The sequence below is a fragment of the Leifsonia sp. AK011 genome (genome assembly GCF_013410945.1).
Classification (GTDB): Bacteria; Actinomycetota; Actinomycetes; order Actinomycetales; family Microbacteriaceae; genus Rhodoglobus.
In genome coordinates this window covers 1,116,186-1,142,024 of sequence record NZ_JACCCH010000001.1, presented here as the reverse complement: position 1 = coordinate 1,142,024, position 25,839 = coordinate 1,116,186, and the positions used below count along the sequence as shown (strand labels likewise).

Sequence of the window (25,839 nt, the reverse complement as noted above, 5' to 3'; positions counted from 1 at the left end):
GGCAGGTTTTTCGCGAATTAAGATTGATACCGTGAATTCGACTGTGGGCCCCGACGAAAGCACGGGTTCGCACCCGCTCAACACGGAGGATCTGCCCGGTTCGCTCGTTGTCGGAACCGACGAGGTGGCAGCCATCACGGCCTACCACGATGGCCCTGTGGAGACCTATGGGTCGCTCACCGTGGAGGGCACGCTCACCGGCCCCCTCACCGTCGAGAGCCTCGGGCGTGTGATCGTCAGCGGAGACATCGAGGGCCCGATCGACGTGCGCGTGGCGGGGAGCGTTGTCATCCTGCCGAGCGGACGAGTGGCCGGCACCATCGTCAACCACGGCTCGGTCGTCAACCACGGTTGGCGATCCGGACGTGTCGAGGGACGTCCCCCGGAGGATTCCGAAGGTTCCATCGTGGCCGAACCGCTTCCCGGTATCGACCGTTATCCGACTCTCCCCACCCGCTGAACCTTCGCCGCGGACTGGACCTCTGAGAACTTCGGCACTACGAATAACAGTGAGTCGACGCCCTCCGCATTGACCCTAGAGAAAGGCCGCCGTGCGCGACCAACCCTTTGCCGCCGAAGAGCGGCTCCGCCTCGAGCACTGCTCGCGCGAACCCATCCGCACTCCGGGCCGGATCCAGTCGCACGGCATGCTGTTCGTGGTCGACTCGACGACGCACCAGATCGTCGTTGCGAGCGAGAACGCGAGTAACTACCTCGGCACGCAGCTGGAGCATCCCCAGCTCCTCGAGGCACTCCATGCGGGAACCGTCGTCGACCCGATCCGGGTCACCTTCGACGGCGTGCAGTACGACGCGATCGTGCACGCCCATGCGAATCGCTCGGTGGTCGAGTTCGAGGAGGCGATCGTCGGCGTCGAGTACGCACGTACATCGGTGGTGAACGCGATCCAGCAGATCTCAATGCTCACCAACTCCGAGGAGCTCCGCGCGACCGCAGCAGAGCAGCTGCGCACGATCACCGGGTTCGACCGGGTGATGGTCTACCACTTCCATGAGGACGGGCACGGCGAGATCGTCGCGGAGTCGCGCGCCGACGACATGGAGCCGTATCTGGGACTGCACTTCCCCGGCTCCGACATCCCCTCGCAGGCCCGCGAACTCTACGTCAGCAAGGTGTCCCGCGCGATCGTTCACACCGACGACCCGGGTGTGCCGCTCCTCTCGATCGACGAGGATCCGGTGTCGATCGATCTCGGTGAGACCGAGCTCCGCTACGCCTCGCCGTACCACCTGCAGTACATGCGCAATATGGGCCAGGCATCCACCGTCTCCTTCTCCATGGTGCGCGACGGCGTTCTCGTGGGCATGATCACGTGCGCGCACCGCGAGGTTCGCCGCCTGCCCGTGCTTCTGCGCAGGGCGCTCGAGGTGCTCACGACCCAGGTGACCCTCCAGCTGGAGTCGATGGCGCAGATCGAGATGCTCCGCCATGAAGTCGAGGTGCGCGAGCGCCGGGCGGCCCTGCTGTCCCCACTCTTCGCCTCCGATGACGTGATGAGCGCACTCCTGCGCGGTTCGGATACCGTTCTCGACCTCGTGCCGGCCGATGGCGTGGCGGTGCGACACGGCGACAAGATCTACACGCTCGGCGTGGTTCCCCCGATCGCCGGCATCCGTGGCGTCATAGACAGGGCAGGCGACGAGGAGATGGCCACGACCATCCTCGCCCAGAAGCGTCCGGACCTCGCCGCGTTCATCCCGGGCTTCCCCGGTCTTCTCGTGGTGCCGTTGGGTTCGGGCAATTGTGTGCTGTTCTTCCGTCGCGAGCTCGCGCGCGTCGTCGAGTGGCTGGGCAACCCCGGTCCAGACAATCGGGCGGATCCGCTCTCGCCGAGGCTCTCCTTCTCGGCGTGGCGCGAGAGCGTGGCCGACACCGCAGCACCCTGGGGCTCCGCCATCCAGGAGGCCAAGGATCTCGGCGTGGCACTGCAGGGCGCGATGGCGCGACGCGCCGAGGCACGCCTCGCCGAACTCGCCATGCGCGATGCGCTCACCGGACTGCGCAATCGCCGCTTCCTCACCGAGAACCTCGAGCGAGCGCTTCAGGAGCGCCAGCGACCGGACGGGGTCTCCCTGTTGTTCGTGGACCTCGACGGTTTCAAGACGATCAACGACACGTACGGACATGACGCCGGCGATGCCGTCATCGTCGAGGTCGCTCGCCGCCTGGTGAGCAACTCGCGATCCGCGGATGCCGTAGCGCGTCTCGGAGGCGACGAGTTCGTGATCGTGTGCGAGCACACGACACCCGACGAGGCGCGATCGATCGCGGAACGGATCGTCGGCGCCGTCGGTCGGCCCATCGACGCTCGCGGCATCACGGTGAGCGTCACGGCCTCCTGCGGCATCGTGACCGCTGACGACGCCGTGACCGGCGCCCTGCTCATCGAAGCTGCCGACGCGGCGATGTATCGGGCGAAGGCCGACGGCAAGAACCGCGTAGCGGTCTGACCGGTGAACGCGCTACGAGGGCTCTGGAAGAATCCGGAGGCCAGATGGCGCGTTGGCGGTGTCGATCAGGATGTCGAGCCACTCGCGGTTGATGGTCTGCGACGCGTCGCCGAACACGAACTGGACGGTGCTCGACGGGTTGAGCCAGATAGCCGAACGGCCGCCGTCGTCGGTCGTGAACGAGCACGCGAAACTCTCGTTGCGGCGGAGTTTCGCCAGCACCACAACCTCCACGTGGGCAAGTGTTCGATCGTCGAGATCGAACGCCACGGGAGGCGAACCATAGAGAAGCTGACCCACGAACGTCCTCGCCTTCGACAGTTCTATCGTAGCGTTGAGTCAGCACCCCAGAATGAAGGCACAAGGAGCTACCGTGACGATCGTGCACCGGCTGTCCATTGACGGCAAGGACTACTTCCTCCCCGACCCCGTGACGGAGCTCCGCGGCCAGATCCTCGAGGCGATCAAGTCGGGTGGTGGTTACGTCAACATCCCGCCACTGCGCGGGGGCCCTGGCATCGACATCCTCTTCTCCCCCGGCATGCCCGTCGTGTGGACCCAGATCGAGGTCGGCGAGCCGGCGGACACCGAGCAGACCGAGAGCGAGGCGGATGCCGCGGCATCCCTCGACATCTAGGCGAGAGCCCTAGCAGCCAGCGCGCCGCAGCGCCGCCAGGTCAGCGGAAGCGCGCTTCGAACTCCTCGGGGCCCATCGGCGCACCGATGATGTAACCCTGTGCACGGTGGCAGCCCAGCTCGATCGCGTGGTTCATCTGGTCGTGGGTTTCGACGCCCTCCGCGACGATGCGGATACCGCGATCGGCCGCCTCGGCGAGCACCGCGTCGAGCGCCTCGTGCGCGGCATCCCGACTGCCCCGGATCAGCGACTGGTCGATCTTGAGTTCGGTGGTCGGCAGGTCGCGGAGCTGGCTCACCGACGAGTAGCCCGTGCCGAAGTCATCGACGGACACACCAATGCCGTGATCCCGCAGTTCGTGCAGGCAGCGAACGGCGACCGGAAGATCGAGAATGGGCTCCGACTCGGTGATCTCCATGGTGATGAGGTGAGGATCGACGCCCTCGGATTCGAGGATGGGGAGCAGTTCGCCCGCGAGGCCCGGGACGAGCTCGGACGGCGAGATGTTCACCGAGAGCTCGAGGTTCAACGACGTCGCGGTCCACTGCGCGATCTGGCGAACGGCGTGCGTGAAAACGCTCCTGTCGACCTGTCGGATGGTGCCAACAGACTCGGCGACGGGGATGAACTCGTTCGGGGGGATGACGCCGAACTCGGGGTGGATCCATCGCGCAAGGGCCTCGACCGACACGACCCTGCCCGAGGCGATATCCACCTGCGGTTGGTAGTACGCCACGAGCTGTCGACGATCGACTGCCTCACTCAGGCCTGCCGCTAGGGCACTCGTAGTGGGGAACACCAGACAATCGTGCTCCCCCGAACCTTTTGGAGCAAACGGTAGCGCGGCGAGCTTTCGGCGAATATACTGCCGAGCCGTCGCGTAAACTACCCGACGTGGGCCTGTTCAAGTACGACAAGATCACCGCATCGTTCGACGATCGGGTGCTTGCGCATCTCCAGCCAGTGATCTGGGCAAAGCTTCGCCGTGGCGAGTCATTCTCCTTCACGTGGAATGACGGTCTCAACGAGGGTTCGGGGCGCAGGTCGGTGTGGATGACGCAGGGCGTGCCCATCGTCTTCGAGTACTTCGGCAGCCGCTCCCCGGTGCTCAACCCGCACTGGGTCCAGGCCCTCACCAAGAGCGCCAACTCGCCGAGCGGCCTGCAACTGGTCCCGGAACCGACGTCGGGGCAACCGGAGTAGACCCTCCGCTCGACCTCAGCGCGACAGGGCTGCGTCGATGAGAACCTCGGCTGCCGCACGGGCCTGGGTCGCGGCATCCGGCTGCTTGAGTATCGCCGCAGTGGTCTGCGCACCCTCGGCGAGCAGCACGAGTTGCGGGGCGAGACTCGGCGGTGCTCCAGCGTCACGCACGAGCGCCCCGACGTACTGCTGGAACGACGACTTGTGCGAGCGGGCGGCCTCGGCCACTCCGGGGGCGCTCGCGCCGAGCTCTCCGAACGAGTTGATGAAGGCGCATCCACGGAAGTCATCCTCGGCGAACCACCCCGACAGGAAGTCGTAGATCGCGAGGAGCTTGCCACGGGGTGTCGGCTGCTGGTCGGCGAGTTCGAGGATGCCCCGCGTCCACGCGTTGTTGCGGCGGCGCAACACCTGCTCGACGATCGCCTCCTTGGACGCGAAGAGTTGGTAGAGCCTCTTCAGCGAGACGCCCGCCTCGCTCCGCAATTCATCCATGCCGACCGCCTGGATGCCACGCGCGTAGTAGAGCCGGTCTGCTGCGTCGAGCACGAGTTCGCGGGCGGTGTCGTCGTTCATCGGGTGTTTTCCATTCCGGGACTTGCGCTGAGAACGCGCGTTCTCTAGTGTAGGACACATCACCGGAGAACGCCCGTTCTCCACAACTGTAGAAGCACCGCCCAGAGAAGGAAGACGTCATGTCGTACATCACCGTTGGCCAGGAGAACTCCACCGATATCGAGCTGTACTACGAGGACCACGGCACCGGCCAGCCGGTTCTGCTCATCCACGGCTACCCGCTCAGCGGCGCATCGTGGGAGCGCCAGACCGCCGCACTTCTCGACGCCGGCTACCGGGTCATCACGTACGACCGCCGCGGGTTCGGAAACTCCAGCAAGGTCACCGTGGGCTACGACTACGACACCTTCGCGGCCGACCTCAACGCTGTGCTCACTGAGCTGGACCTCACGGATGTCACGCTCGTCGGTTTCTCGATGGGCACGGGTGAACTCGCCCGCTACGTGGCCAACTACGGCTCGGACCGCGTGGCCAAGCTCGCGTTCCTCGCCCCGCTCGAGCCCTTCCTCGTGAAGACCGACGACAACCCCACTGGAGTGCCCATGGACGTCTTCGACGGCATCGAGGCCGCAGCGCGCGCCGACCGCTACGCATGGTTCACGGGCTTCTACGAGAACTTCTACAACCTTGACGAGAACCTCGGCAGCCGCATCAGCCAGGAGGCCGTGACCAACAGCTGGAACGTTGCCACGGCGAGCGCCCCTGTCGCCGCCTACGCGGTCGTACCGACCTGGATCGAGGACTTCCGCGGGGACGTCGAGAAGGTGCGCGAAGCGGGCCTGCCGACGCTCATCCTCCAGGGCACCGCCGACCGCATCCTGCCGATCGACTCGACGGGCCGCGTGTTCTCGAAGTCGGTCCCCGACGCCGAGTACGTCGAGATCGAGGGAGCACCGCACGGCCTCCTCGAGACGCACCACGCCGAGGTCACCGCGAAGCTCGTGGAGTTCGTCGGCAAGTAGCGCTCCTCGAGAGTGCAGTTGCGCCCAGTGCGAGCGAATCCACTAGTCGCAACTGCGCTCTCGGCGGGGAGGACGCCCCGCACGAGCCCCCGCAACGAGAAGAACCCCCGCCCAACTGGACGGGGGTTCTTCTCTGCACTGGTGGACCCTAGGAGATTTGAACTCCTGACCTCCTCGATGCGAACGAGGCGCGCTACCAACTGCGCCAAGGGCCCTTAATGCGTTAGCTAGGTTATCAGGTTGTTCGAGCAACACGACAACCGGGGCCCGGTGCCGAGACTAACCAGCGGCTCGGCGGCGGGCGAGTACGGCGTCGATGTCGGGCGCGGCGGTGGGCGTGACATCCACGATGCCCATCGCGGCGAAACCGGTCGCTGCGGGCTTCGCCGCGGGTTCCTGCGCGGCGGGTTGGATGCTCGGCACCTGCTCCGCCTCGCGAAGGCTCTCCGCTGCCTCACGCGCGGCACGGCGCAGCGATTCGGCAAGGTCGGCGGACGAGGATGCCGCGGCCGCTGGTGCAGCGCCGCGAGACATGTACAGCGGCTTCGGAACGGCCACGGGGGTCCACTCCTCCGCCGGGGACTGCACGGCCTTCTCCTCGGACGCGACGCTGTGGTCGACGAGGCGCTGGGCACGACGCACGGTGCGGGGGGCGCGACGGGCGCGCGCGACATCCGCGAGTCGACCGAGGAGCGCCACGGACGTGACGGCGGCGAGCATCGAACCGCCGAGGAACAGCCACGCTGCGGGCGACGCGACTCCGGACGCCATCATGACGATCTGGGCGATACCGAAGCCGAGCGAGCCGAGGAGCACGACCGTCGCGAGTGCGCGGGTGCGACGCAGGCGCTGGGCGGCGAGGACGTGGGGCGCGGGTGGCGCTGCCGGAGCGACGGGCCGACCGACGGCAACGGGGCCAGCAGGTGCGCGGCGCAGGGCCTGGGTGGGCGCTTCGGTTGTTTCTGCGAGCACGCGGATCGTTTGCTGGAGACGCACTGCGTTGCGCTCGGTGGCCATGTACTCGCGGCGCTTCACCCAGGTGGGCACGAGGTAGACCAACCACAGGCCCGCAGCTACCGCGAGCATGATGCCGCCGCCGAGACCAGTGAATTCCATGTGCCTACGGTACGAGCGAGGTGGAGCGCTCCGCGGGTGCCGCGCCGAGCATCCCTCGCAACGGGTGCAGGAATGGCCCTACAGGGGCCGTGCGGCCTTCGCCCGGTCCGCTGCGGGAACGGTCGCGGCATCCGCCGGTGCCCTGCCGGAGAGCCAGCGGCCCAGCACACCGGCAGGCACCTCCTCGACGGTCAACCCGAAGCAGAAGTGGTCTCGCCAGTCACCGTTGATGTGGATGTAACGCCGCCGCAGCCCCTCGTAGCGGAAGCCGAGCTTCTCGACAACGCGCAATGACGGGCCGTTCTCTGGGCGAATGCAGATCTCCATGCGGTGCAGACCAACGCCGAAGAAGCAGTGGTCCGTGGCGAGCGCGACGGCCGTCGGCGTCACGCCCTTACCGGCGAACCGCTCGGACACCCAGTAGCCGATCGTCGCCGACGACAGGGAGCCGTAGGCGATGGATGACACGTTGAGCTGCCCGGCGAGCTCCCCGTCGTACTCGATCACGAACGGGATGCCGAGGCCGGCGCGCGCGTTCTGCTGAAGGCTGCGGATGCTGGCCCGCACGTCGAAGTTCATCGGACCGTGCGGGTTCGTCGCCTCCCACTTGCGCAGCCAGCCCCGGTTCTCGGCGAGCTCGCGTTCGAGGGTCCTCGCATCCCGAAGGCGAATCGGGCGAATCGTCGTGCGCCCTTCTCGCAGGGTCGGGATGCCGGACACCCGCTAGTCCAGCGTCTTGGCGAAGGACTGCAGCCAGGGGCGGAGCTCCGGGCCGAGGTCCTCACGCTCGACGGCCAGCTGAACGATGGCCTTGATGTAGTCGACGCGGTCGCCCGTGTCGTAGCGGCGTCCGCGGAACACGACGCCGTACACACCACCCGCGATGTCGTGGTTCGCGAGCTTGAGCAGGGCGTCGGTGAGCTGGATCTCGTTGCCCTTGCCGGGAGGAGTGCGCTCGAGCACCTCGAAGATCTCCGGCTGGAGCACGTAGCGTCCGATGATCGCGAGGTTGGACTTCGCGGTGCCCTGGACGGGCTTCTCCTCCAGTCCGGTGATGCGCACGACGTCCTTCGCGTCAGTGGCCTCGACCGTCGCGATTCCGTACATGTGCGAGGAGGCCGGGTCCACCTCCATGAGAGCGATGACGGTGGCGTTCTTCTCGGCCTGCACCTCGAGCATCCTGGACAGCAGGACGTCGCGGGAGTCGATGAGGTCGTCACCGAGGAGCACGGCGAACGGCTCGTTGCCCACGTGCATCCGTGACCTGAGCACCGCGTGACCGAGACCGCGCGGGTCGCCCTGGCGCACGTAGTGCATGTCGGCGAGGTGGTTCGAGTACTCGACCTTCTTGAGGCGCTGGAAGTCGCCCTTCTGCTCGAGGGTCGCCTCCAGTTCCGTCATTCGGTCGAAGTGGTTCTCGAGGGCGTTCTTGTTGCGCCCCGTGATCATGAGCACATCGTTGAGGCCGGCTGCGACCGCCTCCTCCACGACGTACTGGATCGCCGGCTTGTCGACGACCGGCAACATCTCCTTCGGCATGGCCTTCGTGGCGGGCAAGAAGCGGGTGCCCAGACCGGCTGCCGGAATGACTGCTTTAGTGATGCGATTCCCCATGAGGACAGGCTATCTACAATGGGGAGCATGACGGACGCGCCAGAGTCCCAAAAGCGAGCATTGCGCGCCGAATTACGTGAACGCCGACGCGTTCGCACCGCCACAGAGCGGGAGCGTGAGGCGGCCTCGATCACCCAGCACCTCATCGACCTCACGAGTGACCTGCGCGCGCGCTCGATCGCCGCGTACCTGTCGCTGCCCGAGGAGCCGGGGACACGTGACTTCGTGAAGTGGGCGGCCGAGAACGACATCCGCGTGCTCCTGCCGGTGTCTCGCGTCGACGGCCTGCTCGACTGGGCACCCTACGACGGCAACGACGAGGACGAGGACCTGCTGGGCATGCCCACCCCGACCTCGGAGCTTCTCGGCCCCATCGCGATCAACGATGTCGACCTGATCGTCGTGCCCGCGGCATCCGTCGACCGCACCGGGATGCGACTCGGCTGGGGCCGCGGCTACTTCGACAAGACCCTGGGATCGATGGAGAACTGCCCGCCCGTCTATGCTGTGATCTTCGACGACGAACTCGTTGAGTCCGTGCCCTCGGAGCGGCACGACCAGCGCGTCGACGGGGTGGTCACCCCGTCCGGGATCGTCGCCCTCTAGCCACGGCGGCCATTAGACAACCACGGAGCGTTCATGCCCACCTATTCCTACCGCTGCACTGAATGCGGTACCGCTTTCGATATTCACCAGTCGTTCACGGATGACTCGCTCACCGTGTGTCCCACGTGCGGCGGCGTACTCCGCAAGGTGTTCTCCCCCGTCGGCGTGACCTTCAGCGGTTCCGGCTTCTACCGCACGGACTCGCGCGCGGCCGATGCCAAGAGCGGGTCAGGGCAGGGCGGCTCCGGCAAGAGCGGTTCGTCGGACTCCGGCTCCAGCTCGACGCCCACGGCCGCGGCATCCCCGGCACCCTCGTCGACCCCGTCCCCCTCCAAGCCCTCCACGTCGAAGGAGTAACCATGCTCAAGGGTTTCAAGGAGTTCATCCTCCGCGGCAACGTCATCGATCTCGCTGTCGCCGTCGTCATCGGCGCGGCCTTCACGGGTATTGTCAACGCGATCGTCGGCAGCGTGCTCAACCCTGCGATTGGTGCACTCTTCGATGCCGAGAGCCTGGCGACCGCGCTCCCCGTGGTCATTCCCACGACCTCCGGCGGTCAGGCAGTCCTGTACTTCGGTGCCGTCATCGCGGCGGTGATCCAGTTCCTGCTCGTCGCCGTGGTCGTCTACTTCGCGCTCATCGTTCCGATCAACTACCTGAAGCGCCGCGCGTTCCGCAAGAAGGACGAGGCCAAGGCCGACCCTGCTCCCCCGACGGAGCTCGAACTTCTCGCGGAGATCCGCGATCTCCTCGCCACCAGGAACCCGGGCGGCGGCACGTCGGCTCGGTAGTACGGCGGCTCAGTAGTGCGGCGGCACGTCGCGTCGTAGCTGCTCGTCGTTCTCGTTCGACCGGTGCTTGGGCGGCTCGGGCATGGGGTTCGGGTCAGAGCCAGCTGGCGGTTCCGTTCGCACGCGACGGGGCTTGCGCTGTGCGCTCTCCCGGTCGATCGGGTCGTCGGAGCGGTGCTCAGCCACCGTGTCCTCAGCCAGCGGAGACAACTGTGACGGGCTCCGTGATGGGAGCAGGATTACCCCCGAGCATCGTCACCACCCGGGCAGCGACGCCATCCGGGTCGCTGAACAGTTCGAAGGCGTGCACGCGGAGGTAGTGCCATCCGAGTCGGCGAAGGATCTCGGGGCGCAGGCGCAGCGACTCGCGCAGGCTCGACTTGAGCAGCACCTCGTCAGTCTCGATCGCCACGCAGATACCGCCGCGGGATGCCACGAGCCCCAGCTTTCCGCGGTGCCCGAGCGCGACCCGCAGGCCGTGCGCCTCGAGGCGACGAGCCAGGTCCACGAGCATCGGATCACTGTCGTCGGGAATCGGCTCCTCGCTCTGGCGTGCACCGATCTCCGCGAGGATCTCGGCGAGGGCCACGGCGCCGTGCTTCATGCGGCCGTCATCGAGGTCGGCCGGCTTGAAGGAGCTGACGATCGCCATTGAGCGGCGCGCACGGGTCATCGCGACGGCGAGCAGCCGTTCACCGCCCGGGTGCCCGAGCGCACCGAAGTCGCTCAGCACACGACCGTGCGGGGTGCGTCCGAAGCCGATCGAGAAGATCACGCGGTCGCGACTCTGAGCGACGGCCTGGTCGATCGTGTACACCGCGAAGGGCTCAGCACGGTCGCCGATCACGTAGTCGACGAGCTCCGGGCGAGTGGTGAGCGCGGCGAGCACTGCCTGCATGACCTTCACGGCGTGCTTGTCACTCGCCGTGATGACCATGAGGGACTCGTGCGGCTTGCGCTCGGCGTGGTCGAGAACAAGATCGACGACGCGGTCGACCTCGGCCTGGGGGCTCTCCACGGCGCCGGAGTCCGGGTCGGGCATCCCCTGGCCGTCGGCGACATAGTCGAGCGCGATGCTGCCGTGCCCGAGGAAGCTGCCAGCCCACGGGAGCGACTGGATGCGACCACCGTAGAACCGGCGGTTGACGAGCTCCGCGAGGTCCTCGCCGCCGGGGCGGTAGCTGCGCGTGAGGGTGAGGGTCGGTACGAGTTCGCCGAGCTGCGCGAGAACTGATGCCCCGTGCGCCTCATCAACGTCGAAGTCCGGCACCACGGCGTTCTCGCCGACGGCGATCTCGAACGGCGCGGGAGTCTGGGTCACGGCGTCACCGACGGCGACCACCTGGCGGGCTCGGCGGATGCCACCGATGGCCTCCGCGACCGTCATCGCACCGGCATCCACGAGGAACACGGCGTCGAACGGCATGGTGTCGACGATCTGCGGGACCTCGTAGGGCGACGCGAGCCACACGGGCGCGATGGGACGCGAGAGGTGCGGGGCCGTCGTCTGGAGATCGAAGGAGGTGACATCCTGACGCTGCAGGAGGCGCTTGAGCAGGCTCGCCTCCTCCGGCCAGTCCACGAGCCCGATGCGCCACGTCTCGGCGAGCTGCCAGCCGAGCACCTGTGCGCTGCTCGCAGCGTGGGCCTCGTCCACGAGGCGGTAGTCGGCCTCGAGCCGGTCGAGCACGGAGGTGTTGGCGCCGAGCAGCGCGCGCTCGGACGCGAGCAGGCTCTCGAGTGCCGACTTCCACCAGGAGAGTTCGAGTTCGAGGGCGACGCGGTCCTCGGGGACGTGCCGACGGGCGAGGTCCTCAATGAGCGGGTCGAGGTCCAGTTCGCGCAGGGCACCCATGAGGGCGGTGCGGTCCTGGAGATTGTGGAGCACGTCGGACTCTGCGGCGAGGCCCTCGATGGTGCCGAGCAGGTCCACGATCGGGGCATCCTCGAGCTTCGTCTCGAGCCCGAGCGGGCCCTCGAGCGTCTCGAGGTCGTGCGTCACCTGCTGGTAGGCGGCCTGAACCTCGGCGAGGCCGACAGGAACCGCGGGGATGGCGCCCTCGGCAACATAGCGGTGCCAGAGCACGCGCTGCTGCTGGATACGGATGAGCGCGCTGTGCAGGTCGCCGATGCGCACACCGGGGCGCACGTACTCGAGCGCGAGCTTCTTGAGCCTGCGCCGGTTGCCACCACTCATGTCGGGGTGGTCCTTGCGGGGTGACGTCGCGGCGATGAGCTCGGTGAGCGGACGGTCGAAGACCATCGGCAGGAACTTGTCGAGAGTCTCGCGCAGGTCGACCAGCAGTCGGAGGTAGACGCCGAGCTCGGCGATCGTCTTGAACGGCCGCAGGTGCGTACCGGCGACCAGCCGGTTGCCGCTGTCGATGAGGTGCGGCAGCGCCTCAGTGTGGAGCCGCTTCGCGACGTCGTGGGCGCGAAGGGCGTCGTCGCCGCTGGAGAACTGCGCGCCGTACCAGGGTGAATCGCCCGGTCCGTAGCGGAACTCGCCGAGGGATGCCGCGGTCACCATGATCTCGGCAGCGCGAGCCCGACCGGCCGCGAGCCGCTCAACAGCCTTGCGGCTGAGCCGTGCGGTGGTGGTGGGAGACGTGGGGAGCAGGGCGAGACGGCTGAGCTCGGCAACGCAGTCGAGCACGGAGACGCCGATGCCGGGGTCCTTGCGCGAGAGCGCGGAGCGGTAGTCGATGAGCACCTTGCGCAGGCGCGTGAGGGCCTCGTCGATCTCCGCGACGGCCGGTTGCGTGGCCTTCTCACTGCGGGCGATGGAGCGGATCAGGTCACGACGCAGGCTGCCGGGCGACACGGCCACCCCGCCGAGCCCCACATCGCCGAAGCGCTGGCCGATGGCCTGGAGCGACGCCCGGCGCGGGCTCACGACGAGAACACGCTTGTTCTTGCCGACCAGGGCGCCGATCGCGTTCACGATCGTCTGGGTTCCGCCGGTTCCCGGCAGTGTCTTGAGCACGAGCGAGTTGCCCGCGGCAACCTGCGCGATGACGTTCTCCTGCTCGGCGTCCGCGTCCAGCAGCAGGGCGTCGGTCTCCGGCGTGCGCTGGTCGGCGGGGACGGCCTCGACCGGCGCGTAGGCCTCGCCGAGCATCCGTGCCGCCGTCTCGTTGCCGGCCAGCGCATCGAGCACCGGATGCTCGAGGTCGTGGGCGTCGGCGAGCATCGCCGTGGCGACCTCGGCGAACGACGAGACCACGAGTCGCGGGCTGACCTCGAAGTCCTTGAGGTGCGAGGTGAGCCCGCGGAGTCGATCGATGATGGCGTTGGGCTTGAACGTTCCGTCGTTGTCGGAGAGTGCCGCGAAGGCGTCCGGGTCGAGGACAACCTGGAACTGCTCAGCCAGGATGCGCGCGAGCGCGGGGTTCAGCTGGGCGCTGCCGCGCAGCTTGACCTCGAAGTCGGTGCCATGGCGACGGATGGCGAGCGGACGCAGGAGGATCGGGGCACGGTAGCTCCTACCCACCCAGGTCCATTCGGCGATGCCGATGCCGAGATGCACGGAGTCGATACCGCGCGCCGTCGCGAGGTCGAGGCTTCGGGCGGCGACGGCCGCAGCCGCGAGACGCGCACCGCGAAGGGCGATCTCGTCGCGGATGAGATTGGAGAGGAGAGTCGTCTTGCCCGTGATGAACTGTGCGAGACCACCCGGGTGGGTCGCGGAGAGTTCGATTCGCGAGCGGGGCGAATCGTCGAAGTGCAGGAGAGGGTTCGTGCCACCGATCTTCGCGAGATCGGTGCGCCACTCCAGCCAGATCGGCTCGGCGGCATTGCCGAGCGTGAGCCGCGGGTCACCGAGGCTCAGAACGTGGGGCGCCGTGACCTGCGTCTCGGCGCGCCCGAGCCCGTTGCCCTCGTCGGGCTCCTCGAGGTCCGGGATCGTCCGGTAGTCCTCGGAATGCTTATCGGCACGCCACACCCTGCCACTGTAGGAGGGCGTTCTCGCATTTCCCGGGAGATAAGCCCGAGTTTCGCGAAGCCGGGCGAGCTTAGGATGGGGCACCATGGACCTGCTCGCGGGCGCTTCCCTGGCGATCGGTACGTTCCTGGTGCTGGCGCTCATCATCGGAGTCGTCGCTTTCGCGGTACTTTTCGTGCGGCGCGGCGACAGTCGCACGGCTCGCGCCGGCTCGGGCATCGCCGAGCTCAGCAGGCGCGCCGGCACCCTTCTGGTGCGTCTCGATGACGCCGTGCGCGAGGCTGAGGACGAGGTGGGCTACGCCGTCGCGCAGTTCGGCACGGACCGGGCTCAGCCGTTCGCCGACTCCCTCGACGATGCGCAGCGCAAACTCGCCGAGGCCTTCCGGCTGCGCCAGGCGCTCGACGACGCGGTCCCGGATTCCGACCGCGAGCGCCGGGAGTGGACGCTGCAGATCATCGCGCTCTGCGAGCAGGCCGAAGAGCTACTCGCACGCCAGGACGACGCCTTCCGGCGGCTGCGTTCGGTCGAGGCGAATGCGGCCGGCAGCCTCGAGGACCTCCGCCGTCGCATCCGGGACTCCTCGGCGCGCGTGGTGGAGGCCCGCACTACGATCGCGACACTGCGCGACGGGTACGCCGATCGGGTGGTGCGGGATGTCGCAGGCAACGCCGAACGCGCGGAGCGACTCCTGGCGCTGGCCGCGGAGCACGCGGATGCCACGGCAGCCGACATCCACGAGTCCGGCGTGAACTCGGTCTCGGGCCGTCTCACCGAAGCCGCGCAGGCGGCACGGGAGGCGGACGGCCTCCTGGACGCGGTGGACCGGCGAGCGCGCGAACTCGAGGCCGCGGCATCCGCCCTCGCCGACCGGCGAACGACTGCGGCGGCGGATGTCGCCGAGGCCCGCCGCGAACTGGACAGCGCCCCGGATCCCGACTCGGGCGCGCGCATCCTCTCCGCCATCGAGCGAGTCACGGCCTTCGAGCCGCGCTCCCCCGCCGACCCGGTCGCCGACCTCGACGAACTCGGCGAGTCGATCGAGGACCTCGACCTCGCCCTCGCGAGCTCACGCAACCAGGCGCAGCGGCTCGCTCACGCCCGTGCCGCATACGAGGGCACCCTGGTCTCGGCACGCAGCCAGATCGCCGTCGCCCGCGACCTCGTGGCCCGAGGCCACACCGGTGTCGCCGCCCGAACGCGGCTCGCCGAGGCAGAGCGGCAGTTCGAGATCGCGCAGGCGGAGACTGATCCAGTCGAGGCGCTCGACGCCATCAGGCGGGCGGTCACCCACGCGCGCGACGCCGACGCTCTCGCACGCTACGACTCCCGATAGGACGCACCGCCATGACCGATCCCGATGGCCCCGACACGACCGGCTCCCTCACCCGCCACACGGACTACGGGCAGACCCCCCTCCTGGAGGCGGACATCGATCGCGACCCGATCGCCCAGTTCTCCCGTTGGCTCTCCGAGGCGGAACTCGCGGGTGTCTACGAACCGAACGCCATGGTGCTCTCCACGATCGACGCCGACCGTCGCCCGAGTAGCCGCACAGTGCTGCTGCGCACTGTCGACGAGAACGGATTCGAGTTCTTCACCAACTACGAGTCGGCCAAAGGCCAGGCGCTGATGGTCAACCCGGACGTCTCCGTGGTGTTCCCCTGGTACCTCATCCACCGCCAGGTGATCGTGCACGGCACCGCGGTGCCGACGAGCGCCGAGGTCTCCGACGCCTACTTCGCGAGTCGGCCGCACGGGTCGCAGGTCGCGGCGGTCGCGAGCGAGCAGTCCCGCGCGATCGCGAGCCGCGACATCCTGGAGCAGCGCGTGCGGGAGCTCGAGGAGCAGTATGCGGGCGTCGAGGTGCCCCGCCCGGCGAACTGGGGAGGGTTCCGCATCACTCCGAGGTACTTCGAGTTCTGGCAGGGACGCAGTTCGCGGATGCACGACCGCCTGGTGTTCGCGCGTGCGGCGGGCGGCGGCTGGAGCCTCGAGCGGCTCCAGCCCTAGCATCCGCCCCCGTGACTTGCCCACTTCGGACAGTGTTTAGCGCTCTGCACCGTCCGAAGTCGGCAACTCACGGGAGGGGCGCTCAGTACGCAGCGACTCCCCCGGGGCGGGCCGCGATGCGCTTGGGCGTCTTGCGCTGGCTCCGCGCGTACGTCGTCGCGCTGTGGCTCGAGAGGGCGAGCAGCAGCAGGATGTCGAGAGCGACCGGGATCAGGCTCGTGTCGATCGTGATGGCCGGGCCGCCGGATTCGAGGCTCACCACCTGGAGCGCGAGCCCGATCGCGTTGGCGGAGAGCGCAACGACCCTGGCCCAGTTGCTGCCGAGGAACACCTGCCAGGCGAGGAAGAGCTCCGCGAGCGCGACCAGCGCGAGGAAGGCGAACACGAACCAGAGCACCCATTCACCATCGTCGCCGTCGACATCGAGGGTCTTGAGCAGCTCCGGCCAGGCCGCGGCCACCGCGGCAGCGATGATCGCCGTCGAGAGCGCACCGAACACCATGAGCAGGGAGCCGACGATGATCGGCGCGGGGCGCTTCTCCCGGCTGTCGGTCGGCACCTCGCCGAGGGCGCCGGGTGGAGTCGGCAGCGCCCGCAGGTTGAGGATCGGCAGGTCGCCATCCGTCATGATCGAGTCGCCCCCGCCATTGCGCGAGTGGTAGCCGGTCGAGAAGTCCTTGATGACGCTCACGGATGCCGCGGGGTTCGCCCCGCGCACGGTCTCCACGATGTGGTCCCGCTCGTCGTCGGTGTGCTCGTCGATCTTGTGGGTGACCTGCAGGGTGAAGAGCGAGAATCCGACGCTCTTGTCGTAGGTGCCCGCGGCGAGCCATTCCGCACGATGGCCGCCGGGCAGCATCCATCCGGGTGGACACCGCCAGAAGCGCACGTGATGGCGCTTGCCCGGCGTGCCGTTGACCTCCTGCTGGTAGGCGAAGTCCTGCTTGCGCCCGAAGAGCATGAGCGGGCTGACGGGAGCCTCGTTGTAGCTGCGGCGCAGCACGGTCGACTTGACGATGGTGACGCCGGTCTGGAGCGAGAGGTCATCGGCGAGTGTCCAGCCTGCCCTGTTCATCGCCTCGTGGATCTGGGTCTCGTCGCCCAGGAGCGCGAGGTTGATCGGGTCGCCGAGGAGCCCGTCACTCGTCCGCGCTCGCCCGATGAAGTAGTCGGGAACGTAGATGCGCGTGAGGATGCGATGAAGTCGTGGAAGCACGAGGTAGGCGAGGAGCACCCAGTAGACCACCGCGAAGGCGATCTGCCACCATCCGAGCGTGAAGCTCTCACGCAGGAGGAGGTACGCGAGCCATACGGCCGCCACTCCCCCGAAGACGAAAAACACCCAGTCGAGCGCCCGGTCCACCTCGGGTTTGGGAACGAACTCCGGCAGCGGCACGGTGGGGATCGTGCGGCGCGCCATCAGTCCAGCTCCACGACGTAATGCGGTTGGAGGTCCACGGTCAGTCCTTTCGCCGGACGCGCTCGCTGAGGTACGAGACCACGATCGCCGAGGTTGTGCCGATGATGACGATGCCCCCGGCCATGAGAACGACGGCCCAGAATCGGCCGAGAACGGTCACCGGGTAGGTGTCGCCGTAGCCCACCGTGAAGAGCGTCACGCAGGCCCACCAGACGGCATTCCCGAAGCTCGTGATCGTCGCCCCCGGTGCGTAGCGCTCCGCCTGAAGAGTGGCCAGCGCGATGAAGTAGACGAAGAGGATGGCGTAGCCGGCCGCGTAGATGACCACGCGCGATCGGACCGCTGTTCCGCTCCTGCCCTGGAAGTACGGGATGCGGCCGAGCAGGCTCACGAGACGGAACGTGCGGAACAACGGGAAGAGCACCGAGAGCAGGTCGATCACGTTCTTGCGCACGAAGGCCCAGCGGAACCCGCTGGGAGTGATGATCAGCCTCGCGACGTAGTCGATGAAGAACAGGATCCAGATGAGAACGAGCACAACGAAGATCCCAGCGCGTACCTCGGGCGGGAACTCCACGAAGATCACGTAAGCCGAGTACGAGACGATGAACAGCCCACTCACGATGATGAGCGGGATCGTGCTCGCGGATTCCCACCGGTCGCGGAGTGCGAGCCGGTGCTGCACCCGCTGCTGCGCCGAGTCATCCATGCGCACAGCATAAAGGTGCGCCGCGCCACGGCCACGTAATGCGGGGTGCAGAGTAGGAGCATGATGTTCGAGAGTTACGTGGCAGTGGGCGACAGCTTCACGGAGGGCGTGGGCGACGAGACACCGGACGGCGGCGTGCGGGGATGGGCTGACCTCGTGGCGCTCGGCCTCGCGCTCGCGTCATCCGTTCCCGTGAGCTACGCCAACCTCGCGATCCGCGGCAGGCTGCTCTCCCCGATCGCGAACGAGCAGATGGATGCCGCGATCGCGCTGCGCCCCCAACTCATCAGCATCAACGGCGGGGGAAACGACATCATGCGGCCCCGGGTGTCGATCAACCGGATCGCCGACCAGCTTCTCGAATCGGTCGACCGGGCGGTCGCGGCTGGCAGCCACGTGCTGCTCGCGAGCGGCGCCAACCCGACGCGGCACATCCCGCTCGGAGCGCGCATCGAGGTGCGCGGCGATCACCTTGCCGCGGCCGTGCGCGGCCACCTCCCCCGCGAGAACGTCACATGGGTCGACAACTGGGGCGACAGCGAGCTGACCGATCTGCGCTACTGGTCACGGGACCAGCTGCATCTCGGACCGCTCGGGCACAGGAGGGTGGCATCCAACGTTCTCGCCGCGCTCGAGGTGCCCGTGCCGGACTTCGGCCCTGCGCCCGCCGACCCGGCACGCCCGCGCACCTCCGCCTACTGGCGTGAGTACGTGCTGCCGTGGATCGGGCGTCGACTGACCGGCCGGTCGTCTGGCGACAACCGTGAGCCGAAGATCGCCGAGCTGACCGTCGTCAGTGTTCCCGGATGACAGTGCGGACGCTTGTCAAGACCCCCGGAATCTCGACCGCATCGCCGCGGTCGATGACAGTATCTGTGTATGCGCTTCGCGGACTCGCCCCGATCCTCGGTGGGCATTGAGCTCGAGCTGTACTGCGCCGACCCGGAGACCTCGCTGCTCGTCGGCTCGGGGCCCGCGATCCTCGACCTCGCGAAGCACCCCGACATGCCGGAGCGCGCGCTGCAACGGGAGTACCTCACCAACACGGTGGAGATCACGAGTGAGCCCCGGATGCTCGTGAGCGAGGCGATCGACGACGTGCGCGCCCGAGCGGCCCTCCTCCTCGACGCCGCCGACTCCCTCGGACTCGAGCTCGGGACCTCCGGAACCCACCCCCTCGCCCACTGGCAGGACCAGGAGGTCGACGAGTCGGTCACCCACTACTCGGAACTCCTCGAGCGCACGGCCATGATCGGGCGGCAGATGCTCATCTGGGGCGTCCATGTTCACGTCGGCGTCGAGGACAGCGCGAAGGCGCTCCCGCTCATCTCACGACTGCAGCAGTACGTGCCGCTCTTCATCGCCCTGAGCGCCTCCAGCCCCTACTGGGCTGGCGAGGAGACGGGGTATGCGTCGTTCCGCACGCTCGTGTTCCAGCAGCTGCCCCAGGCGGGACCATCGCCGCACCTGAGCGAGTGGAGCGAGTTCGAGGCGCTCATCGCCTCCATGCAGCTTGCGGGGGTCATCGCAGAACCGAACGATCTCAAGTGGGACATCCGCCCGTCGCACCGCTACGGGACCATCGAGATCCGGGTCTGCGACTCGATGTCGCGCCTCGAGGAGGTCGCGGCGCTCACGGCTCTCATCCAGTGCACGGTCGAGTACCTCTCCCGTCAGCTGGACGAGGGGGTTCCATATTCCCCGCCGCCATCCTGGCTCTCCGACGAGAACCGCTGGAGTGCCGCGCGCTTCGGTCTCGGCGCGATCCTCCTGACACCCGACGGCACCGAGATGCGGGCGCTCACGGCCGAGCTCGATGACCTTATGGCCGTGGTGGGTCCGATAGCCGAGGAACTCGGGTGCTCCGAGGAACTCGCGGGGGTGGCATCCATCGTGCACAACGGTCCCGGCTACGTGCGGCAGCTCGCCGTCAACGACGCGCAGACCGCGGCCAGTCAGGTGCTGGGAGAATTCCGGGCAAGCCTCGGGCGAACCAACCGACTGAGTGAGGGGTAGGGAATGAGCGAATTCATCAATCCGACGGTGCCGCCGAGCGGACACACGTGCGTGGACTGCGACGCGATCGGCAGTTGGTGGGTGCACCTGCGGAGATGCGCGGAGTGCGGACACATCGGATGCTGCGACGACTCGCTCAACCATCATGCGACCGCGCACTGGAAGGAGACCGGGCATCGCGTCATCCGCAGTTTCGAGCCCGGCGAGGAGTGGTTCTGGGATTACGAGGCCGAGGAGACGATCGAGGGCCCGGAACTCGCGCCACCCCTCAGCTACTCACCGCCGCAGAAGTCCCCCGGGCCAGCCGACCGGCTGCCCACGGACTGGCGCGAGCAGCTCGCCTTCAGGGACTGAACCTCGCCGAGTGTTCCGAAAATGCCCTTGTGGCGCGCCGCATAACCGCATTTTCGGAATACTCGTCGTCAGGCAGGGGCAGGGAGGGCGTAGACGCGCTGGGCCGTGCCGCCCAGGATCGCGTCGCGTTCGTCCGCGGCGAGCGGCGCGAGGATGTCACTCATCGAGTCCCACGTGCGTGCGTAGCCGCCCGCCAGCACCGCGATCGGCCAATCCCCTCCGTACAGCAGGCGATCGGGGCCGAAGATCTCGAGCGCGTCCTCCACGAACGGCCGCACGAGGTCGATCGTCCACGAGTCGAGCGCTCCGGTCGCTGCGTACAGCCCGGATACCTTCGCAACCGTGCGGGGGTTGAGCGCGGCCGCCGAGATCAGCGACCGCCACTCGTCACGCTCATCGCGCGTTCCGCCGATCGGCGGCTTGCCGAGGTGATCGAGGACGATGCGCAGGTCGGGGTGGTGCGCACCGAGGCGCACCACGTCGGCGATCGCGTGGTGCGTGGCGGTCGGGAAGTCGAGCGGCAGCCCACTCGCGGCGAGCACGGCGAAACCCTCGCGAACCGCGGCGCGGTCGAGCCACTCGCGGGGGTGTTCGTGCACGAGATTGCGGATGCCAACGACCGGGAGCTCCGCGAAGCGCTCGAGGTCCGCAGCCAGCGTGGCCGCCTCGTCGAGGGGACTCCACGCGACGACACCCAGCACCTCGGGATGCTCGGCCGCGGCATCCAGCATCACCTGCGTGTCGGCCGCCTCATCGGAGGCCTGCACGAGCACCGCCCCGCCGATGCCTCGCTCCCGGAGCAGGGGCGCGACCTCCGCGAAGTCGATCGACCTGTCGAGCGGAGCCATGCCGGGCCCCAGCCAGGGGTACTCGGCCCGCGCCAGGTCCCAGATGTGGACATGGGAGTCGACGATCATGAGACGGGTCGGATGTAGCCGGACTCCTCGAGCTCGGCCCAGAGGTCTGCGGGTACCGTCGCCTCGTAGCGCTCGAGCCCCCCGACAGCCTGGCTCTCGTTGCGCGCGCCGAGCACGGCATTCACGACGGCGGGGTGTCGCAGGGGGAACTGCACGGCCACGTCGGGCAGCGTCACGCCGTAGCGCTCGCACGCCGCGGCGATCGCGCGGGCCCGCTCGACGAGCTCGCGCGGGGCGGCCCGGTAGTCGTAGTGCGCGTCATCCGGAACCACGGCACGGCTGAGCAGGCCGGAGTTGTAGACACCGGCCGCGACGATCCCGACGCCCCGCTCGAGCGCGAGGGGAAGCAGGTCGTCCTGCGCCGACTGGTCGAGCAGCGTGTAGCGTCCGGCCAGCATCATGAGGTCGACGTCGCACTCCGCGACGAAGCGCGCGAGCATCGCAGACTGGTTCATGCCTGCACCGATCGCCCTCACGACGCCCTGGTCGCGCAGTTCGATGAGGGTGGAGATGCCTGTCGTGGATGCCGCATCCCAGTGCTCGTCGGGGTCGTGCAGGTACAGCACATCCACCCGGTCGAGCCCGAGCCGCCCGAGGCTCTCCTCGACGGATCGGAGGATGCCGTCGCGGGAGAAGTCCCACTGCCTGCGGTACTCGGCTGGCACGACGAAGCCGTCGTCGTCGAGCTGCCCGGCGTTCTCGGGGGTGGGCACGAGCAGGCGCCCGACCTTGGTGGAGATCACGTACTCGTCGCGCGGTCGATCACGCAGGCCAGCACCGAGGCGCTTCTCGCCGAGGCCGAGGCCGTAGTGGGGCGCGGTGTCGAAGTAGCGAACCCCGCCATCCCAGGCGGCATCGACGGCAGCGGCGGTGTCCGCGTCCGTCGTTTCGCGGAAGAGGTTGCCGAACGGGGAGGTTCCCAATCCGATTTCGGTCAGTGCGGGCGCGCGGCCCAGGGTGCGAGTACGGATGACACAACCTCCTTGTCGGGACTACAATTCATCGTACATCACATGAATTCTGGAGCGATATGCGTACAGCGGCGTACACGGGAAACCATTCGATTGAAATCTCGGAGGCGGAGGTTCCCGCCCCCGGCCCCGGTGAGGTGCAGATAGCTGTCGCCTTCACGGGCCTGTGCGGCACCGACCTGCACATCCTCCACGGCAACATGGACGCGAGGGTGACCACCCCCCTCACGTTCGGCCACGAGATGAGCGGCACGATCGCCGCCCTCGGCGAGGGGGTCGCGGGCTGGGCGCCCGGCGATGCCGTCACCGTCATGCCGCTGGTGTGGGATGACACGTGCCCAGCCTGCCTCGCGGGCAACAACCACATCTGCCAGAACCTCGTGTTCGTGGGCATCGACTCCCCCGGCTCGCTCCAGGAGTACTGGAACGTGCCGGCCGAACTCCTCGTCGCGGTGCCGAGCGACCTCTCCCTCCGCACCGCCGCGCTCGCCGAGCCGGTCGCCGTCGCCGTGCACGACGTTCGCCGCTCCGAGCTGAAGAAGGGCGACAAGGTCGTTGTGCTCGGTGGCGGCCCCATCGGCGTCCTCATCGCGTCGGTCGCCCGTAGCGAAGGCGCGATCGTCGCGGTGAGCGAGCCCGAGCCCGAGCGCCGAGCCCAGATCGAGCGTCTCGGCTTCGAGGCCATCGACCCCCGCGCCGTGGATGCCACGGAGTGGGTCACCGAATGGACCGACGGCGCAGGCGCCGACGTAGTCTTCGAGGTCTCCGGTGCGCCCGCCGCGGTACTCGCGGCCACCGCGCTGGCCAAGGTGCGCGGCACCCTCGTGATCGTCGCGATCCACCCCACGCCGCGCGAGATCGACCTGCAGCGCGTGTTCTGGCGGGAGCTGCGCATCCTCGGGGCGCGGGTGTACCAGCGCACCGACTTCGAGCGTGCCGTCGAGCTGCTCCAGGACGGCACCATCCCCGTTGACGAGGTCATCAGCCGCGTCGTGCCGCTCGAGCAGATCAACGACGGCGTCTCCGACCTCGAGAATGGTCGGGCACTCAAGGTCCTCGTGGAGTTGGAGGCGGGCAAGTGAGCACCTCCTTCGACCTGACCGGACGCCTCGCCGTCGTCACCGGGGCCCGTCGTGGCATCGGCTACGCGATGGCGGATGCGCTCGCCGACGCGGGAGCGGACATCATCGGCGTGAGCGCCTCCCTCACCGACGAGAGCGAGATCGCCGCGGCAGTCCGAGCACGTGGACGCACCTTCGAGGCGATCTCGTGCGACTTCGCGGATGCCTCGGCCGTAGCATCCCTCGCCGACGAGCTCGCCGCCCGCCCCGTCGACATCCTCGTGAACAACGCGGGCACGATCCGGCGAGCGCCAGCGGTCGAGCACCCCCAGGAGTGGTGGGACGAAGTACTGCAGGTGGACCTGACGAGCCCCTTCGTGCTCACCCGCGCGATCGGTCGCGGAATGCTCGAGCGCGGCTACGGCAAGGTGATCTTCACGGCATCGCTCCTGTCGTTCCAGGGCGGCATCACGGTGCCAGGGTACGCAGCCGCGAAGTCGGGCATCGCCGGTCTGACGAAGGCCCTGGCCAACGAGTGGACGCAGGGCGGGGTGACCGTCAATGCGATCGCTCCCGGCTACATCGCCACCGACAACACGCAGGCGCTCCAGGACGACCCGGACCGCTCGCAGGCGATCCTCGCGCGCATCCCGGCCGGGCGGTGGGGCCAGGCGAGCGATCTTGCGGGAGCCACCGTGTTCCTCGCCTCCGCGGCATCCGACTACGTGTCGGGCATCACGCTGCCAGTCGACGGCGGATGGCTCGGCCGATGAGTTCGCTCGGGTCACTGGCCGGACACCGCATCGTGCCCGTCATCGTGATCGACGACGCGGCACAGGCGGCCGATCTGGCGCGTGCCCTCGCTGCGGGTGGCATCCTGTGCGCGGAGGTGACCTTCCGGACGCCTGCCGCCGCGGACGCGATCCGCGCGATGGCCGAGGTGGCGGGGTTCACGGTCGGCGCGGGAAGCGTTGTCCGGCCCGACCAGCTCGAGGCAGCGCACGACGCGGGGGCGAGCTTCATCGTGAGCCCCGGGTTCGACCGCGAGATCGTCGATCTCACGCGAGAGCGCGGCATGGGGTCGCTGCCGGGGATCGCCACCGCCACCGAGGCACTCGTGGCGATGCGGGCAGGTATCGACACCGTCAAGTTCTTCCCCGCCGACAAGCTCGGCGGCCTCGGGACGATCCGTGCACTTGCCGCACCGCTGCAGGGACTCGGGTTCGTGCCGAGCGGTGGCGTCACCGCACTCGATGCCCCCACCTACCTCGCGGATGCCGCCGTGCCCGCCGTCAGCGGATCCTGGATGGCCACGCGCTCCATGATCGCCTCGGGCGACTTCGCCACGATCGAGCGCGTGAGCACCGAATCCGTGCAGGCGATCGGCAGGGTCTGATGCCGGGCGTCGTCACACTCGGCGAGAGCATGGGCCTGTTCATCGCGAGCGCCGCTGGCCCACGACCCGAGACCTTCAGGCTCGGTTTCGGGGGCGCCGAGAGCAACGTGGCGATCGGCCTCGCGCGGCTCGGTTGCGAGGTCACCTGGATGGGACGGCTCGGCGCCGACAGCACCGGGGAGCTCATCCGGCGTGAGCTCCGGGCCGAGGGGGTACTCACCCGGATCGTGATCGATGATGGTGCGCCGACGGGTCTGATGGTGAAGTCACAGCCGCTCGCGGGAGTCACGCGCGTGGAGTACCACCGTGCCGGCAGCGCCGCCAGCCGGATGACCCCGGCAGACGTCGACGCCGAGGCGATCCGCAACGCGTCCGTGCTGCATGTCACGGGTATCACCCCGGCGATCTCGGAGTCGGCTGCGGCAACGATCGAACACGCACTCGACGTTGCGGAGGGGGCTGGCATCCCGATCTCCTTCGACGTCAACCACCGGCCCTCCCTGTGGCGCGGGAGAGATGGTGCGGAGGCGTACCGCGCTATCGCTCGCCGGGCATCCGTGGTCTTCGCCGGCCTCGATGAGGCGTCGCTCCTCGTCGAGGGCTCGACTCCCGGTGACCTTGCCGCGGCCATCGCAGAGCTCGGCCCAGCCCAGGTGCTCGTCAAGCTCGGCGGCGACGGATGCCTCGCGCTCATCGACAACGAGGTGCACCGTGTCGCTGCCCTCCCGATCATCCCGGCCGACACCGTGGGCGCGGGCGACGCGTTCGCGGCGGGGTACCTCGCCGAACTGCTCGCCGGGGAACCGGCTGCTGCGCGCCTCGCGACGGCCGTGCGCGCGGGTGCGTACGCGTGCCTCGGTCCGGGTGATTGGGAGAGTCTGCCGCGTCGATCGGATCTCGACCTGCTCGGCGGAAACGACCCCGTTCTCCGCTAGGGATTGATCCTACGTGTGATGTATGCTGTTTGAGCACGACTGATCGTCGTGTTCTCCGAGACCGTCAAGGGCGATGATGAAGATAACTGGATACCGCGCTCTCCGGACTTTCCGAGACTGGGGTC

General features: G+C 68.2%; 29 protein-coding genes and 1 tRNA gene. 17 read left to right on the top strand and 13 right to left on the bottom strand.

Translation table 11 applies throughout. The features are described from left to right. Nucleotides 1-31: 31 nt before the first annotated feature. Complete coding sequence (locus tag HDC94_RS05665; RefSeq protein ID WP_179495687.1) at nucleotides 32-460, top strand: polymer-forming cytoskeletal protein; 429 nt, start codon at nucleotides 32-34, stop codon at nucleotides 458-460. Between the two features lie 91 nt (nucleotides 461-551). Beyond that, nucleotides 552-2,471, top strand: a complete 1,920-nt coding sequence (locus HDC94_RS05660) for a diguanylate cyclase domain-containing protein (protein ID WP_308495636.1) — start codon at nucleotides 552-554, stop codon at nucleotides 2,469-2,471. 12 nt (nucleotides 2,472-2,483) lie between these two features. Here the strand turns inward: HDC94_RS05660 and HDC94_RS05655 are convergent, their stop codons facing one another. Continuing rightward, the gene (locus HDC94_RS05655) at nucleotides 2,484-2,771 is read right to left on the bottom strand and encodes a hypothetical protein (protein ID WP_179495685.1); all 288 of its coding nucleotides are present in this window, start codon (nucleotides 2,769-2,771) and stop codon (nucleotides 2,484-2,486) included. 73 nt (nucleotides 2,772-2,844) lie between these two features. Between HDC94_RS05655 and HDC94_RS05650 the strand changes: the two genes are divergently transcribed. Then, nucleotides 2,845-3,108: a hypothetical protein gene (locus tag HDC94_RS05650; protein WP_179495683.1), complete on the top strand. Its 264-nt coding sequence runs from the start codon at nucleotides 2,845-2,847 to the stop codon at nucleotides 3,106-3,108. Between the two features lie 40 nt (nucleotides 3,109-3,148). Here the strand turns inward: HDC94_RS05650 and HDC94_RS05645 are convergent, their stop codons facing one another. Then, nucleotides 3,149-3,907: an EAL domain-containing protein gene (locus HDC94_RS05645; protein WP_179495681.1), complete on the bottom strand. Its 759-nt coding sequence runs from the start codon at nucleotides 3,905-3,907 to the stop codon at nucleotides 3,149-3,151. 95 nt (nucleotides 3,908-4,002) lie between these two features. Here HDC94_RS05645 and HDC94_RS05640 point away from each other — a divergent pair, with 95 nt between their 5' ends. Beyond that, a complete protein-coding gene (locus tag HDC94_RS05640) occupies nucleotides 4,003-4,311 on the top strand; it encodes an ATP-dependent DNA ligase (RefSeq protein WP_179495679.1) in 309 nt (102 codons plus the stop codon). A gap of 15 nt (nucleotides 4,312-4,326) precedes the next feature. Here the strand turns inward: HDC94_RS05640 and HDC94_RS05635 are convergent, their stop codons facing one another. Continuing rightward, nucleotides 4,327-4,887, bottom strand: a complete 561-nt coding sequence (locus tag HDC94_RS05635) for a TetR/AcrR family transcriptional regulator (protein ID WP_179495677.1) — start codon at nucleotides 4,885-4,887, stop codon at nucleotides 4,327-4,329. Between the two features lie 119 nt (nucleotides 4,888-5,006). On the opposite strand from HDC94_RS05635, the gene HDC94_RS05630 reads away from it, so the two are divergent. After that, entirely contained in the window at nucleotides 5,007-5,849 is an 843-nt protein-coding gene (locus HDC94_RS05630) for an alpha/beta fold hydrolase (protein WP_179495676.1), read from the top strand. 139 nt (nucleotides 5,850-5,988) lie between these two features. Here the strand turns inward: HDC94_RS05630 and HDC94_RS05625 are convergent. The 4 genes from HDC94_RS05625 to galU all read right to left on the bottom strand — a co-directional run bounded on the left by HDC94_RS05625 (nucleotide 5,989) and on the right by galU (nucleotide 8,579). Then, nucleotides 5,989-6,064, bottom strand: a tRNA-Ala gene (locus HDC94_RS05625). 64 nt (nucleotides 6,065-6,128) lie between these two features. After that, nucleotides 6,129-6,965, bottom strand: coding sequence for a hypothetical protein (locus HDC94_RS05620; protein ID WP_179495674.1), 837 nt, complete (start codon nucleotides 6,963-6,965; stop codon nucleotides 6,129-6,131). 78 nt (nucleotides 6,966-7,043) lie between these two features. Continuing rightward, entirely contained in the window at nucleotides 7,044-7,685 is a 642-nt protein-coding gene (locus HDC94_RS05615; protein ID WP_179495672.1) for a GNAT family N-acetyltransferase, read from the bottom strand. A 3-nt stretch (nucleotides 7,686-7,688) separates the two neighbouring features. Beyond that, on the bottom strand, nucleotides 7,689-8,579 hold the full coding sequence (gene galU / locus HDC94_RS05610) for a UTP--glucose-1-phosphate uridylyltransferase GalU (RefSeq protein WP_179495670.1): 891 nt from the start codon (nucleotides 8,577-8,579) through the stop codon (nucleotides 7,689-7,691). Between the two features lie 27 nt (nucleotides 8,580-8,606). On the opposite strand from galU, the gene HDC94_RS05605 reads away from it, so the two are divergent. From HDC94_RS05605 to mscL, 3 genes are read left to right on the top strand one after another with little or no spacing between them, the layout of a single operon-like run. Further along, nucleotides 8,607-9,185, top strand: a complete 579-nt coding sequence (locus HDC94_RS05605; protein ID WP_179495668.1) for a 5-formyltetrahydrofolate cyclo-ligase — start codon at nucleotides 8,607-8,609, stop codon at nucleotides 9,183-9,185. Between the two features lie 33 nt (nucleotides 9,186-9,218). After that, nucleotides 9,219-9,542, top strand: coding sequence for an FmdB family zinc ribbon protein (locus tag HDC94_RS05600; protein WP_179495666.1), 324 nt, complete (start codon nucleotides 9,219-9,221; stop codon nucleotides 9,540-9,542). A 2-nt stretch (nucleotides 9,543-9,544) separates the two neighbouring features. Then, nucleotides 9,545-9,976, top strand: coding sequence for a large conductance mechanosensitive channel protein MscL (mscL, locus tag HDC94_RS05595; RefSeq protein ID WP_179495664.1), 432 nt, complete (start codon nucleotides 9,545-9,547; stop codon nucleotides 9,974-9,976). A 9-nt stretch (nucleotides 9,977-9,985) separates the two neighbouring features. On the opposite strand, the gene HDC94_RS05590 is transcribed toward mscL, so the two are convergent. Continuing rightward, nucleotides 9,986-10,162: a hypothetical protein gene (locus HDC94_RS05590; protein ID WP_179495662.1), complete on the bottom strand. Its 177-nt coding sequence runs from the start codon at nucleotides 10,160-10,162 to the stop codon at nucleotides 9,986-9,988. A 7-nt stretch (nucleotides 10,163-10,169) separates the two neighbouring features. After that, nucleotides 10,170-13,922 (bottom strand): AAA family ATPase, encoded by a 3,753-nt coding sequence (locus tag HDC94_RS05585; protein WP_179495660.1) that lies wholly within the window; start codon nucleotides 13,920-13,922, stop codon nucleotides 10,170-10,172. Between the two features lie 85 nt (nucleotides 13,923-14,007). Here HDC94_RS05585 and HDC94_RS05580 point away from each other — a divergent pair, with 85 nt between their 5' ends. Further along, nucleotides 14,008-15,258 (top strand): hypothetical protein, encoded by a 1,251-nt coding sequence (locus HDC94_RS05580; protein WP_179495658.1) that lies wholly within the window; start codon nucleotides 14,008-14,010, stop codon nucleotides 15,256-15,258. An 11-nt stretch (nucleotides 15,259-15,269) separates the two neighbouring features. Continuing rightward, entirely contained in the window at nucleotides 15,270-15,935 is a 666-nt protein-coding gene (pdxH, locus tag HDC94_RS05575; RefSeq protein ID WP_179495656.1) for a pyridoxamine 5'-phosphate oxidase, read from the top strand. An 82-nt stretch (nucleotides 15,936-16,017) separates the two neighbouring features. Here the strand turns inward: pdxH and HDC94_RS05570 are convergent, their stop codons facing one another. Both HDC94_RS05570 and HDC94_RS05565 read right to left on the bottom strand, forming a co-directional pair. After that, entirely contained in the window at nucleotides 16,018-17,355 is a 1,338-nt protein-coding gene (locus HDC94_RS05570) for an LssY C-terminal domain-containing protein (RefSeq protein ID WP_179495654.1), read from the bottom strand. 40 nt (nucleotides 17,356-17,395) lie between these two features. Then, entirely contained in the window at nucleotides 17,396-18,064 is a 669-nt protein-coding gene (locus HDC94_RS05565) for a potassium channel family protein (protein ID WP_179495652.1), read from the bottom strand. A gap of 60 nt (nucleotides 18,065-18,124) precedes the next feature. Here HDC94_RS05565 and HDC94_RS05560 point away from each other — a divergent pair, with 60 nt between their 5' ends. The 3 genes from HDC94_RS05560 (at nucleotide 18,125) to HDC94_RS05550 (ending at nucleotide 20,434) form a co-directional block, all read left to right on the top strand. Further along, entirely contained in the window at nucleotides 18,125-18,874 is a 750-nt protein-coding gene (locus HDC94_RS05560; protein ID WP_179495650.1) for an SGNH/GDSL hydrolase family protein, read from the top strand. Nucleotides 18,875-18,943: 69 nt separating this feature from the next. Continuing rightward, entirely contained in the window at nucleotides 18,944-20,080 is a 1,137-nt protein-coding gene (locus HDC94_RS05555; RefSeq protein ID WP_179495648.1) for a YbdK family carboxylate-amine ligase, read from the top strand. A 3-nt stretch (nucleotides 20,081-20,083) separates the two neighbouring features. After that, nucleotides 20,084-20,434 carry a UBP-type zinc finger domain-containing protein gene (locus tag HDC94_RS05550; RefSeq protein ID WP_179495646.1) on the top strand — a complete coding sequence of 117 codons (351 nt, stop codon included), beginning with the start codon at nucleotides 20,084-20,086 and terminating at the stop codon, nucleotides 20,432-20,434. Nucleotides 20,435-20,502: 68 nt separating this feature from the next. Here HDC94_RS05550 and HDC94_RS05545 read toward each other — a convergent pair whose 3' ends face one another. Together HDC94_RS05545 and HDC94_RS05540 are read right to left on the bottom strand one after the other, a co-directional pair. Then, on the bottom strand, nucleotides 20,503-21,351 hold the full coding sequence (locus HDC94_RS05545; RefSeq protein ID WP_179495644.1) for an amidohydrolase: 849 nt from the start codon (nucleotides 21,349-21,351) through the stop codon (nucleotides 20,503-20,505). Beyond that, nucleotides 21,348-22,274, bottom strand: coding sequence for an aldo/keto reductase (locus HDC94_RS05540; RefSeq protein ID WP_257021630.1), 927 nt, complete (start codon nucleotides 22,272-22,274; stop codon nucleotides 21,348-21,350). The genes HDC94_RS05545 and HDC94_RS05540 overlap by 4 nt, the downstream gene beginning before the upstream one ends. A 107-nt stretch (nucleotides 22,275-22,381) precedes the next feature. Here HDC94_RS05540 and HDC94_RS05535 point away from each other — a divergent pair, with 107 nt between their 5' ends. From HDC94_RS05535 to HDC94_RS05520, 4 genes are read left to right on the top strand one after another with little or no spacing between them, the layout of a single operon-like run. Then, on the top strand, nucleotides 22,382-23,404 hold the full coding sequence (locus HDC94_RS05535) for a zinc-binding dehydrogenase (RefSeq protein WP_179495642.1): 1,023 nt from the start codon (nucleotides 22,382-22,384) through the stop codon (nucleotides 23,402-23,404). Further along, entirely contained in the window at nucleotides 23,401-24,156 is a 756-nt protein-coding gene (locus HDC94_RS05530) for an SDR family oxidoreductase (protein ID WP_179495640.1), read from the top strand. The genes HDC94_RS05535 and HDC94_RS05530 overlap by 4 nt, the downstream gene beginning before the upstream one ends. Then, a complete protein-coding gene (locus tag HDC94_RS05525) occupies nucleotides 24,153-24,779 on the top strand; it encodes a bifunctional 4-hydroxy-2-oxoglutarate aldolase/2-dehydro-3-deoxy-phosphogluconate aldolase (protein ID WP_218870464.1) in 627 nt (208 codons plus the stop codon). Before HDC94_RS05530 ends, HDC94_RS05525 begins: the two co-directional genes overlap by 4 nt. Next, nucleotides 24,779-25,714: a sugar kinase gene (locus tag HDC94_RS05520; protein ID WP_179495636.1), complete on the top strand. Its 936-nt coding sequence runs from the start codon at nucleotides 24,779-24,781 to the stop codon at nucleotides 25,712-25,714. Before HDC94_RS05525 ends, HDC94_RS05520 begins: the two co-directional genes overlap by 1 nt. Nucleotides 25,715-25,839: the final 125 nt, after the last annotated feature.

What these genes read in the sequence shown, in the direction of transcription:
- HDC94_RS05600 (WP_179495666.1), top strand. Translation starts at nt 9,219, where the DNA reads ATGCCCACCTATTCCTACCGCTGCACTGAATGCGGTACCGCTTTCGAT.
- HDC94_RS05550 (WP_179495646.1), top strand. Translation starts at nt 20,084, where the DNA reads ATGAGCGAATTCATCAATCCGACGGTGCCGCCGAGCGGACACACGTGC.
- HDC94_RS05635 (WP_179495677.1), bottom strand. Translation starts at nt 4,887, where the DNA reads ATGAACGACGACACCGCCCGCGAACTCGTGCTCGACGCAGCAGACCGG.
- HDC94_RS05620 (WP_179495674.1), bottom strand. Translation starts at nt 6,965, where the DNA reads ATGGAATTCACTGGTCTCGGCGGCGGCATCATGCTCGCGGTAGCTGCG.
- galU (WP_179495670.1), bottom strand. Translation starts at nt 8,579, where the DNA reads ATGGGGAATCGCATCACTAAAGCAGTCATTCCGGCAGCCGGTCTGGGC.
- HDC94_RS05560 (WP_179495650.1), top strand. Translation starts at nt 18,125, where the DNA reads ATGATGTTCGAGAGTTACGTGGCAGTGGGCGACAGCTTCACGGAGGGC.
- HDC94_RS05535 (WP_179495642.1), top strand. Translation starts at nt 22,382, where the DNA reads ATGCGTACAGCGGCGTACACGGGAAACCATTCGATTGAAATCTCGGAG.
- mscL (WP_179495664.1), top strand. Translation starts at nt 9,545, where the DNA reads ATGCTCAAGGGTTTCAAGGAGTTCATCCTCCGCGGCAACGTCATCGAT.
- HDC94_RS05520 (WP_179495636.1), top strand. Translation starts at nt 24,779, where the DNA reads ATGCCGGGCGTCGTCACACTCGGCGAGAGCATGGGCCTGTTCATCGCG.
- HDC94_RS05565 (WP_179495652.1), bottom strand. Translation starts at nt 18,064, where the DNA reads ATGGATGACTCGGCGCAGCAGCGGGTGCAGCACCGGCTCGCACTCCGC.
- HDC94_RS05605 (WP_179495668.1), top strand. Translation starts at nt 8,607, where the DNA reads ATGACGGACGCGCCAGAGTCCCAAAAGCGAGCATTGCGCGCCGAATTA.
- HDC94_RS05545 (WP_179495644.1), bottom strand. Translation starts at nt 21,351, where the DNA reads ATGATCGTCGACTCCCATGTCCACATCTGGGACCTGGCGCGGGCCGAG.
- HDC94_RS05555 (WP_179495648.1), top strand. Translation starts at nt 18,944, where the DNA reads ATGCGCTTCGCGGACTCGCCCCGATCCTCGGTGGGCATTGAGCTCGAG.
- pdxH (WP_179495656.1), top strand. Translation starts at nt 15,270, where the DNA reads ATGACCGATCCCGATGGCCCCGACACGACCGGCTCCCTCACCCGCCAC.
- HDC94_RS05525 (WP_218870464.1), top strand. Translation starts at nt 24,153, where the DNA reads ATGAGTTCGCTCGGGTCACTGGCCGGACACCGCATCGTGCCCGTCATC.
- HDC94_RS05630 (WP_179495676.1), top strand. Translation starts at nt 5,007, where the DNA reads ATGTCGTACATCACCGTTGGCCAGGAGAACTCCACCGATATCGAGCTG.
- HDC94_RS05570 (WP_179495654.1), bottom strand. Translation starts at nt 17,355, where the DNA reads ATGGCGCGCCGCACGATCCCCACCGTGCCGCTGCCGGAGTTCGTTCCC.
- HDC94_RS05580 (WP_179495658.1), top strand. Translation starts at nt 14,008, where the DNA reads ATGGACCTGCTCGCGGGCGCTTCCCTGGCGATCGGTACGTTCCTGGTG.